This is a genomic window from Burkholderia sp. (assembly GCF_018375725.1).
Classification (GTDB): domain Bacteria; phylum Pseudomonadota; class Gammaproteobacteria; order Burkholderiales; family Burkholderiaceae; genus Burkholderia.
The window spans coordinates 1-10,565 of record NZ_JAHACR010000130.1 but is presented as its reverse complement, the minus strand read 5'-3'; the positions used below and the strand labels follow the sequence as shown (position 1 = coordinate 10,565).

The 10,565-nt window shown below is 64.7% G+C and carries 8 protein-coding genes; 4 read left to right on the top strand and 4 right to left on the bottom strand.

The window, feature by feature from the left end; genetic code table 11:
- The first annotated feature begins 153 nt into the window (after positions 1 to 153).
- Both KH616_RS14810 and KH616_RS14805 read left to right on the top strand, forming a co-directional pair.
- Positions 154 to 642, top strand: coding sequence for a hypothetical protein (locus KH616_RS14810; protein WP_292247205.1), 489 nt, complete (start codon positions 154 to 156; stop codon positions 640 to 642).
- A 109-nt stretch (positions 643 to 751) separates the two neighbouring features.
- A complete protein-coding gene (locus KH616_RS14805) occupies positions 752 to 1,663 on the top strand; it encodes a hypothetical protein (RefSeq protein WP_292247202.1) in 912 nt (303 codons plus the stop codon).
- A gap of 66 nt (positions 1,664 to 1,729) precedes the next feature.
- On the opposite strand, the gene KH616_RS14800 is transcribed toward KH616_RS14805, so the two are convergent.
- The 4 genes from KH616_RS14800 to KH616_RS14785 form a co-directional block, all read right to left on the bottom strand.
- The gene (locus KH616_RS14800; RefSeq protein ID WP_292247199.1) at positions 1,730 to 4,702 is read right to left on the bottom strand and encodes a sensor histidine kinase; all 2,973 of its coding nucleotides are present in this window, start codon (positions 4,700 to 4,702) and stop codon (positions 1,730 to 1,732) included.
- An 82-nt stretch (positions 4,703 to 4,784) separates the two neighbouring features.
- On the bottom strand, positions 4,785 to 5,450 hold the full coding sequence (locus KH616_RS14795; protein WP_292247196.1) for a response regulator: 666 nt from the start codon (positions 5,448 to 5,450) through the stop codon (positions 4,785 to 4,787).
- 341 nt (positions 5,451 to 5,791) lie between these two features.
- Complete coding sequence (locus tag KH616_RS14790) at positions 5,792 to 6,472, bottom strand: response regulator transcription factor (protein WP_292247193.1); 681 nt, start codon at positions 6,470 to 6,472, stop codon at positions 5,792 to 5,794.
- Positions 6,473 to 6,913: 441 nt separating this feature from the next.
- On the bottom strand, positions 6,914 to 7,867 hold the full coding sequence (locus tag KH616_RS14785; RefSeq protein WP_292247191.1) for an AraC family transcriptional regulator: 954 nt from the start codon (positions 7,865 to 7,867) through the stop codon (positions 6,914 to 6,916).
- A gap of 199 nt (positions 7,868 to 8,066) precedes the next feature.
- On the opposite strand from KH616_RS14785, the gene KH616_RS14780 reads away from it, so the two are divergent.
- Positions 8,067 to 8,528, top strand: a complete 462-nt coding sequence (locus tag KH616_RS14780; RefSeq protein WP_292247188.1) for a (2Fe-2S)-binding protein — start codon at positions 8,067 to 8,069, stop codon at positions 8,526 to 8,528.
- A 2-nt stretch (positions 8,529 to 8,530) separates the two neighbouring features.
- The coding region (locus KH616_RS14775) for a xanthine dehydrogenase family protein molybdopterin-binding subunit (protein WP_292247186.1) at positions 8,531 to 10,565 on the top strand (2,035 nt) is incomplete at its 3' end.

The following is a 10,565-nucleotide window of genomic DNA, read 5'->3' as shown; positions in this document are numbered from 1 at the left end:
GCTGTGGCGCAGGCGTCAGGCCAAACGGCCAACGCGCCTGCATGCAGGACGTCGCCGCGCGGCGAGCGGTTAAAATCGCTCACTTCGCATGCTTGATTTGGGCGAGGTGATACCGCTTCGACGCGCGACGCCCTCGCCTGCCCTCCCCGATTCATGACCGATTCCGATCTCCAATCCGACGACACCACCCTCCACGAAGCAGGCCTCTGGCGCGACAACGGCTGGACCGCACGCGTCATCAAGAATGAAGACGACGACGGCTGGGCTGTCGAAATGATCAAGGACGGCGAAGCCGAACCCGCGCTCGTCGGGCCGTGGACGATGGGCCGCGACAAGAAAAACCCCAAGCCGCTCGATGCGTCCGCATTCCGGACGCTGGTCAAGACGGCGTCCGAGGTGCTGATGCGCCACGAGCAGCAGCGCCGGGCGCTGTTGCACAAGAACGTGACGGTATGGGTCGGCGAGCAGGAAGTGTCCGTCGCATTGGAAATCGTGCCGGATGAATACGAACCGTACGGCGAGCTGCGGGCCTTCGATACGTATGGCGCATTGCTTGCGCAAGTCAGGGTATCGCCGGGATTCAGGCTCAACAAGGCAAGCGCGGAGCGCTGGGTCGAGACGGATTTCCGCCGGCCGGATTGAGGCTCGCGGGCCGGCCGAACGTCCGCGAGCACGGCAAGGCAGCGGAACGATGCAACGGGTATGCTACGCACTACGCGCCTGCAACTGACATCGTGAACGGAGCATGGACATGGTTGCCTCTCGACGCCCCAACAAGCATCCGTCGGCCCGGCCGGGATGGAAAACACTGCTCGTCGCGTGCTGCCTCGGATGCAGTTCACTGGCCTTCGCGGCCGGCGACGCCGCAAGCCTGCTCGACCGATACCAGGGTTTGACGCAAAAGCTCACCCAGAACGCATTCCATCGCCCGATTTACCTCGAGTCGACGGAGTCGCAATCGTCGCTCAAGGGCGACATCTACGCGGTCGTCGATTACCCGTTCGCCGTCGTCAACGGCAAGCTGAACGATCCGGTCCGCGGTCCCGCCAACTGGTGCGACGTGCTGACGCTGCATCTCAACGTCAAGTACTGTCATGTCTCGGCAGGCGCGGACGGCCCGGTTCTCGACGTCAACCTCGGCAGAAAGGTCGAGCAGAAGCTGACGGATACCTATCCCGTGCAGTTCCATTACCACGCGGCGCCTGCGGAATCCGGCTATTTTCATGTCAACCTCAATGCCGAAAGCGGCCCGCTCAGCACGAAGGACTACCGTATCTCGCTCGAAGCGATCCCGGTCGGCGGCAACCGCACGTTTTTGCACCTCACGTATGCGTACGGGTTCGGTACGGTCGGGCGTCTGGCGATGAAGAGCTATCTGGCCACCATTGGCAGCGACAAGGTCGGATTTACCGCGACCGGGGATCCGGGCACGGCAAAGCCTGGCTATATCGGCGGGGTTCGCGGGTTGCTGGAGCGCAATACCATGCGGTACTACCTGGCGATCGACGCGTACCTGGCGACGCTCGACAAGCCGCTGGACCAGCGACTCGGCCGCTGGTTCGATGCGACCGAGCAATATCCACGGCAATTGCACGAGGTGGAGCGACAGGACTACATGGAGATGAAACGGGACGAGTTTCAGCGGCAGAGAAGCGCGCAGTAGCGCGTTTTTCGACAGGCGCGGTGGCGGCAGCGTCCGTCTCCGCGGCACCCGCCTGCGCAATCGCCGTTACGAAGACGCGCCCATGCCGTCGCCGGCCGGCAACGCGTCAAGCGCCTCCGCGAGTTCCCCGTGCAACGCCGGCCAGAATGCCGCGAACACGTCGATCCCCTCCTCGCGCACGACCTGCTGCAACCCGGAACACAGTTCCGCCAGCAAGCGATTCCCGACCGACAGAAAGCCGCCGCTGAGCGAATGCAGCTCACGCAGGACTGCATCCGCATCACGCGCCGCCAATGCCCGCTCGATCGCAGCGAACGAGGCCTGGGTCACATGCCGCATCGCTTCCAGCACGGCTGCCGGCAGCCGTGCATCGTCAACCGCCGCGCGCTCCGGTTCGGGCGCCTGCGGCTCATGCTCCGCGATCGCCCCCAACGTCTGCGCCAACGCGCGCAGCGTCAGCGGCTTCGCCAGCAGCGCCAGAATCCCCGCCTCAAGACATCGCTGCCGCTCATCCGGCCCGGCATGCGCCGTCATCGCAACAACGGGCAAATCCGCTGCACGCCTGCGAAGCGTCCCGGCAAGCGCCCAGCCATCCATATCGGGCAATCCCAGGTCCGTCAGCACGACATCGATGCGTTCACGGTCCATCGCGGCCAGCGCCTGCGCGCCGCTCTCGACGATCGTCGCATCGACGCCCAGCTCGCGGAACTGATCGGCAAGCAGCAACCGGCTCGCCGGATGATCCTCGACCGCCAGCACGCGAAGCGGCGCGCCGCCCGGGCCGACCAAACGGCTGCCTTCGAGCGAGCAGGTCGCATCGCGATCGCCTCCGTCGTCTGCCGCTGCCGCCTCAGTCACCGGCAATGGGATGCAGACCCGAAACTCACTCCCCGCGCCGAGCGCGCTGTGCACTGAAATCTCGCCCCCCATCGCATCGACCAGACGTCGACACAACGCCAGCCCGAGCCCCGTCCCGCCATACCGTCGATGAATCGACTCGTCTGCCTGCTGGTACAACCCGAAGATCGTCGCCTGCGCTGCGTCGGAGATTCCGATGCCGGTATCGGCGACGCGAATGTCGACATATTCGCGGCCGTCCGCATGATGCCCGTTCGCGGTAACCGTCACGCTCCCCATCCCGGTGAACTTGATTGCATTGCCGAGCAGATTGGACACGATCTGCCGGATGCGGATCGGATCGCCGATCCGGTAGCGCGGCAGGTCCGGCGCGATCGTGCAGTGCAACTGCAAACCCTGTTCCGTCGCGAGCGGCCGAAACGACTCCGCGATCTCCCGCAGCAATGCCGCGCAATCGAACGGCACGCTGTCGATGCGCAGCTGCCCCGCCTCGACTTTCGACAGATCGAGCACATCGTTCAGGATGTGCAGCAGCGACGTCGACGACGATTCGACGATCTCCAGCCGCTTGCGCTGCGTATCCGTCAATGCCCCTCGCTTCATCAGTTCGAGATTCCCCATCACCGCGTTCAGCGGCGTGCGGATCTCGTGACTCATCGTCGCGAGGAACACCGACTTCGCCTTGTTCGCCTGATCGGACGCACGTCGTGCTTCTTCCAGCGACTGTTCGGTCAGCTTGCGGGCGGTAATGTCGATGACCGTGCAAAGCAATGCGGCAGCGCCGCGGTACTTCACGCGAACCAGTTTGACGAGCAGGTGCGTGTCGGAAGCACGAGCGCCGCCGGTGAGCGTCATTTCGCGTCTGACGACGGCGCGCCGCCGCGCGGGCGCGCTCGCGTCCGGCGACTGCGGGAAGGCGCGCCATATCCGCTCCGACAGCCCTTCGCCGTCCGTGTCGTAGCGCGCCATCGCATCATTACGCAACAACACGGCGCCGTCGGCCTCACTGATCAGCGCGAGACCGATCGGTGCGGTGCGAATCAAGGTGCGATTCAGGTGCTCGCTATCGAGCAGGCGCGTCGCGCGCAGATACGAAGGCTCGAGAATGAGCCGCTTCACGAACACGATCACGCCGAGCAGCAATGCCAGCCCCAGCCCGGCAACCACGCCGATCCCGATCAGTCGGGGCGCGAGCGCGCGCAGCATCGCCGCCGGCGTATAGACGTAGACGAGTTCCCAGCCGGTGTGCGGAATCGCATCGTGGATGACGAAGCGGCCGTCGAGAAAGCGCGGCTCGATCCCGGCCGCATGATCGCCCTGCAACGCGCGCGACGCGCTCATCACGTCGTCGCCAGGGTCGCCCGCCGGCGTCAGAAGGACATTCTGCTTGTCATCGAGCACCGCGAATTCGCCCGCGCCGGCCTCGGCGAGCCCGCTCAGCAAGCGCGACAAGCGCATCGTCTGGACGATCAGCGCGACCGGCTGTCCGTGGTGATCGAATACCCAGTTCGCGAGGCGCAGCGCGCGCTCCCCGGTAATGGGATCCACACGCGGCGGCAGCCAGATCACATCCCTCGGTGTATCGGCGGGATGCGCGGCCGCGGCATCGAGAAGCGCCGCGACGTCGGGCCACTCGCGCGGCAGCACCGTCAACAGCGACAGGTAGCGTTCACGCGGCGGCCCCATGCCGGGCGCCGCATACAGCGAGGTCGCGACATATCGGCCCTTCGCGCCGATGACGTAGATTTGCCCGGGCCCGAACTGTGCCTGATCGCGCCACATGCCGGACACGAGCAGCCGTTCGCTCAGCGCGAGCAGTGGCAGATAGTTGCCCGGCGGGTGCTCGGCATCGACGAGCCCTCTTGCCGCATATGTATGGTCGGTGCCCGGCTGCTCGTAGCGAAGATAGCCGTGCTGCGAGAAGAACGGCGTTGCGACCGCCTGCGATGGGCGTCCGTTCGGATCCCAGGCGGTATCGGACGCCGATACGAGCCGGCGCAGCAGCACGCTGTTCTCCGACATCCGGGCGACCAGCTGCGCCTTGCCGCTCAGGAAATGCGCGCGCATCGCGGCCTGATAGTCGCCGACCTCGATCCACGCGACCGCGCACGCGCACAATGCGATGAATCCGCCGAGCACGGCGCCGCCGGCTGCGAGCAGCGTCCGTTGATACGCGCGCATCCATTGCGGATCGAACTCTCTCCGGCGCGACGGCCGAATCGATTTGCCAGGCCCCTTCGCAAACCAGACCATGTCCGAGCAGTCAATCGCCGGACGTCGGATCGCCCGGCTTCGGCGCGCCGAGCGGCCCGTCGTAGCGGATCAGGTCGGCGTCGCGCGAGATACCGAGCTTGCGCATCGCAGCGAGCTTCTGGGCGCTGATGGTTTTCTTGCTGCGATGCAGCTTCTCCGCGATCTCGGTCACCTTGTAGCCTTCGCGGAACAGACGAACGATTTCGGATTCGCGCTGCGACAGATCGCTGTGCGTGCCGCTCGCATCGGCGAGTTCGAGCGTCGATGCAACCGTCGGCGACAGAAACTGCCCGCCCGAATAAGCGGCATGCACAGCGGCGACCAGATGCGACATCGCATCGGATTTACTGAGAATGCACCGGACACCGATTTTCTGCAGCGCGCGAAATACCGGTGCGGAATTGAGCATCGTCACCGTGACATAACGCAAATCAGGATAATGGCGCGCGAGATAGGCGAGCAGGGTCTGCCCATCGCCATATTCGCCGGGCGGCATGACGTAATCGAGGACCAGCACGTCGCACGGCAATGTATTCAGACTGTCGATCAGCGCCGTCGTATCGGCCACCACCGCGATCACGTCGATCGCCGGCAGTCCGCTCAATGCCTGCGCGATACCGTGCCCCGTTACCGGATGATCGTCCGCGACGATCACCCTCACTGAGAATTCATCCATCCGGCTCCCGTGTTCAGGAATCTGACGCCATCGGCGTCGACATCGGTACGATGCCAATTTGCTGCGGATTGTATCGCAATATAATCCGTGCCTAATTGGCGAACACGGCGGGCAATATCGGGAAACACCTCGTCGCAAACAGCATAAAGGCGTTCCTGAAGGCATCGGCGCCGGCCTGTGCCGGTCGCGATGCGCATATTCGGGGCCGGCCCGAATGAGGCCGGCAGATTGTTCACGCGCGGCGGTATCGTGCTTCCGCCTTCGATCGTATCGGTCGCGGAACCCGTCGGCGTGAACACCGTCCGGCCTGCGATCGCACGCGCCTCAGTCAGTGCAATCGCTCAAATCGATTCAAATTGATGAATCGAACTCATTCCGTCGCCCAGATCAAGACACGTCGCGCACTTGATCAACTCGACATCGTTCTTGACGCCCAGTTTCTTCATCGCACTCATTTTCTGCGAGCTGATCGTCTGTTTTCCCTTGTTCAGTCGGGTCGCGATCGCATTGATCGACAATCCGGACAAATAAAGCCGAATCACCTCGATTTCGCGCGGCGACAGTTTTGCCTCACGGCGGCTCCCGCTGCCGTTAGCCGCCTCCAATGCGCGCTTGATCGCGGGCGACAGATATTTACCGCCGCCATAGCTCGAATGAATCGCGGTGACGATATGACCGATGTCATCGAACTTGCTGACGATACCCGATACACCTTTCGCGAGAATCGAACGGATAATGACCGGATTTTCATGTGTCACGAATACGACGACACCCACTTTCGGATATGTGCGTCGCAAATACCCAAGCAGCGCCAGGCCTTCCAGCTGCCCTTTTCCACGCATCGAATAATCGATGAGCGCGACATCGCAATTCTGCCGGCCGAGTGAAGCCACCAATTCTCCCGTGCTTTTATAGACACCAACCAGATCGATTGCACTGGTGTTGCCGGCAATGCATTCCATGCCTACCAACGACAAAGGCCTGTCATTGGCGAAAACCGTCTGAACACTAAACTTTCCCATACGCACTACCCCGCTAGTCGGCTATTTCAGCTATCGCTGCCCCATCCAACCCAATAAATCACAACAACAAAAAAATCCATATTTATTCTTTGAAGGTAATTATAAAAATCACGATATTATCTATACATAGGACAAAAACCCAATCAAATACCTTACAAATAAGACTCGTCTGATATTTGACCAACTTTCACAGTCGCATGCGTCCCAATCCCAATGCACATCGCATTGGCAGAATGCATTGCCGGGCGCCCAGGCGGCGCACGGCCACATGCCGTTCCGCCCGATGCCGCAGGCGCTCAAGGCACGCGCCTTCGGCCACACCGTTCGGATACCGAGATATTTCTAGTGCCGGTTGCCCGATCCGGATCGGCCCGGTTTCCCGGGCGCGATGTCTGGGCGTATTGAACTGTCAGGCTCAGCGGCCCGACGAATCGCGCAGGATCAGCGTGGCTGCGCTGCGTCGTCCCGCAACCCGGCCGCCCATTCGTGCCGCCGCCACTGCACGACGTCCCGCAGCGGCGGCGCCCCGAACAGGCGGCTGTATTCGCGGCTGAACTGCGACGCGCTTTCGTATCCGACGCGGGCCGCGACCGACCCGACGTCGCCCGCCTGCGCAAGCAGCAGCCGGCGCGCTTCGTGCAGCCGCAACTGTTTCTGGTATTGCAGCGGGCTGAGCGTCGTCACGTTCTTGAAGTGATGATGGAGCGACGACACGCTCATGTTGACAGCCTGCGCGAGCATCTCGACCCGCATCGGCTCCGCGTAGTGATCGCGGATCCACCCGATCGCGCGCGCGATCCGGTTCGTCTGGCTGCCGGTGACGGCCATCTGGCGCAGCCGCGCGCCCTGTTCGCTCGTCATCAGCCGGTACAGCAATTCCTTTTCGATCAGCGGCGCGACGATCGGGATATCGCCCGGTGTATCGAGCAGGCGCACGAGCCGCAGCGCCGCATCGAACAGCGGCGCAGTCAGTGCGGCAATCGCGATCCCCTCGCCTGCCGTCGCGGCACCCGGTTCGGGCAAGCGCATTTCCGCCGCCAGTTCGACAATCCGTTGCGGGTCGAGGGCAAGCCGCAGGCACAGGTACGGCGCGTCCGGCGCCGCCTGCGTCACCCGCGAGAGGATCGGCAAATCGACCGACGTGATCAGGCAATGCAGCGAGTCGTACTCGTAGGCCTGACCGGCCACCATCACACGCTTCGCGCCCTGCGCCGCAATCACCAGCGCGGCGCGCGACACGCTGCAGCCCAGGTCGGCCGGACACGAGTACTTGTAGAACGACAGCGACGGGATCGCCGTCTGATGGCCGCCATCAACCGGCGCGAAGCGGCCGATCAGTGCCGCCAGCTCATGCCGTGCGGACTCCCGCGACACCGCCCATTCGATCCTGTCCATGCGCCCCCCACTTCGCCCCGTATCCGCGATTGACCGCCCCGCGAGCATAGCGGAGCGGGCTGTGCCCGCCGCCTGCGTGCGCCGGTATTTGCAGGATTGTTCAAGAAATTTGCAGGATTGGGTAGCCGCAAACGCGTCGCCGTCGCGCACACTGCCGCCTATCCCGGCACACACCGGGTTTTCCCCACGGAGACAGTCCATGCCCACCTCGTTTTTCCTGAACGGCAAGAATGTCACGCTCGACGTCGATCCGTCGATGCCCGTCCTCTGGGCGATCCGCGAGCACGCCGGCCTGACCGGCACGAAGTTCGGCTGCGGGATGGCGCAATGCGGCGCCTGCACGATCCATCTCGAAGGCCAGGCCGTGCGCTCGTGCGTGCTGCCGCTCGCCGGCGTCGCCGGCAAGCACGTGACGACGATCGAAGGCCTGCAGAGCAAGCCCGCTCAGGCTGTGCAGGTTGCATGGATCAAGCTGCAGGTGCCGCAGTGCGGCTATTGCCAGTCGGGACAGATCATGTCCGCGACCGCCTTGCTTGAACAGAACCCGAAACCGACCGACGCCGACATCGACGCCGCGATGAACGGCAACATCTGCCGCTGCGCCACGTATGCCCGCATCCGCGCCGCGATCCATGAAGCCGCCGCCGCCCTGAAGGCCTGATCATGACGACCGATCTCGATGCCCCGAACGTGGCACGCCGTACGTTCCTCAAAGCCGCCGGCGCCACTGCCGCCGGGCTCACCATCGGTTTCGAATGGTTCGGCACGGGCCGGCGCGCGGTCGCGGCCACCGCGTCCGACGCGCCGTTCGCGCCGAACGCCTTCCTGCGCATCACGCCCGACGGTGTCGTGACCGTGATCGCGAAACACGTCGAAATGGGCCAGGGCGCGTATACGGGGATCGCCACGATCGTCGCCGAGGAACTGGACGCCGACTGGCCGAGCGTGCGTGTCGAGAGCGCCCCGGCCGATGCGACGCGCTATGCGAACCTCGCGTTCGGCAAGCTGCAGGGCACGGGCGGCAGCTCGGCGATGGCGAATTCGTGGCAGCAGTTGCGCGAAGCCGGCGCGAAGGCGCGCGCCATGCTGGTATCGGCCGCCGCCGCCCGCTGGCATGTGCCGGCCAGCGAGCTGACGACCCGCGACGGCTTCGTCGAGCACGCGGCGAGCGGCAAGCGGGCGAGCTATGGCGCGCTGGTCCAGGCTGCCGCGCAGCTGCCGGTGCCCGACAAGGTCACACTGAAGACGCCGGCCGATTTCCGCCTGATCGGCCATCCGATCACCCGCGTCGATGCCACGCCGAAATCCAATGGCACCGCGCAGTTCACGCTCGATGTCGCGTTCCCCGGCATGCTGGTCGCGCTGCTGCAGCGGCCGCCGCGCTTCGGCGCGACGGTCAAGTCGTTCGACGCATCGGCCGCACAGGCCGTGCCGGGCGTCGTATCGGTCGTGCAGGTGCCGCGCGGCGTGGCGGTCGTCGCCACCGGTTTCTGGGCGGCGAAGCAGGCACGCGATGCACTGAAGGTCGAGTGGGACGATACGCAGGCCGAAAAGCGCAGCTCCGACGCGATCATGCGCGAATACCGGCGGCTCGCCGAGAAGCCCGGCCTGCCCGCCCGCAAGGATGGCGATGCGGACGCGGCCATCTCGGGCGCCGCGCGCAGGATCAGCGCATCGTATGCGTTCCCTTACCTTGCGCATGCGCCGATGGAACCGCTCGACGCAGTCGTCCGGCTGCGTGCCGACCGCTGCGAGATCTGGGCCGGCGACCAGTTCCAGACGATCGATCAGGCCAATGCGGCGAAGGTGGCCGGCCTCAAGCCCGAGCAGATCACGATTCACACGCTGTATGCCGGCGGCAGCTTCGGCCGGCGCGCAAACGCCTGGTCGGACTATGTCGTCGAGGCGGTGTCGATCGCGAAGGCGCTTGGCGCGAACGGCAAGCCGGTCAAGCTGCAATGGACGCGCGAGGACGATATCCAGGGCGGCCTCTACCGGCCGATGTATTTCCACAAGCTCGATGCCGGGCTGTCTGCGGACGGCAGGCTGGTCGGCTGGCGGCACCGGATCGTCGGCCAGTCGATCCTCGCCGGCACGCCGTTCGAGCCGGTGATGGTCAAGCACGGCATCGACTCGACATCGGTCGAGGGTGCGGCGAATCTGCCGTACGCGGTGCCGAACGTATCGGTCGAGCTGACGACCACCAAGACGGGCGTGCCGGTGCTGTGGTGGCGCGTCGTCGGCAGTTCGCACACCGCCTACGCAGTCGAGGCCTTCATCGACGAGGCCGCGCACACGGCCGGCAAGGATCCGTACGTTTTCCGCCGCGACCTGCTCGGCGGCGCGCCGCGGCTGAAACACGTGCTCGACGTGGCCGCCGAAAAAGCCGGCTGGGATCCCGCGAAGCCGCTGCCGAAAGGCCGTGGACGCGGCATCGCGGTTGCCGAGGCATTCAACAGCTATGTCGCGCAGGTCGCCGAGGTATCGGTCGGCGCCGACGGCAAGGTGAAGGTGGAGCGCGTGGTCTGCGCGGTCGACTGCGGGATCGCGATCAATCCCGACATTGTCGCTGCGCAGATGGAAGGCGGGATCGGCTTCGGGCTCGGCGCGATCATGCACAGCGCGATCACGCTGAAGGACGGCCAGGTCGAGCAGCGTAACTTCGACGGCTATCAGGTACTGCGCATCGCCGAGCACG

What these genes read in the sequence shown, in the direction of transcription:
- KH616_RS14805 (WP_292247202.1), top strand. Translation starts at nt 752, where the DNA reads ATGGTTGCCTCTCGACGCCCCAACAAGCATCCGTCGGCCCGGCCGGGA.
- KH616_RS14780 (WP_292247188.1), top strand. Translation starts at nt 8,067, where the DNA reads ATGCCCACCTCGTTTTTCCTGAACGGCAAGAATGTCACGCTCGACGTC.
- KH616_RS14790 (WP_292247193.1), bottom strand. Translation starts at nt 6,472, where the DNA reads ATGGGAAAGTTTAGTGTTCAGACGGTTTTCGCCAATGACAGGCCTTTG.
- KH616_RS14800 (WP_292247199.1), bottom strand. Translation starts at nt 4,702, where the DNA reads ATGCGCGCGTATCAACGGACGCTGCTCGCAGCCGGCGGCGCCGTGCTC.
- KH616_RS14810 (WP_292247205.1), top strand. Translation starts at nt 154, where the DNA reads ATGACCGATTCCGATCTCCAATCCGACGACACCACCCTCCACGAAGCA.
- KH616_RS14785 (WP_292247191.1), bottom strand. Translation starts at nt 7,867, where the DNA reads ATGGACAGGATCGAATGGGCGGTGTCGCGGGAGTCCGCACGGCATGAG.
- KH616_RS14795 (WP_292247196.1), bottom strand. Translation starts at nt 5,450, where the DNA reads ATGGATGAATTCTCAGTGAGGGTGATCGTCGCGGACGATCATCCGGTA.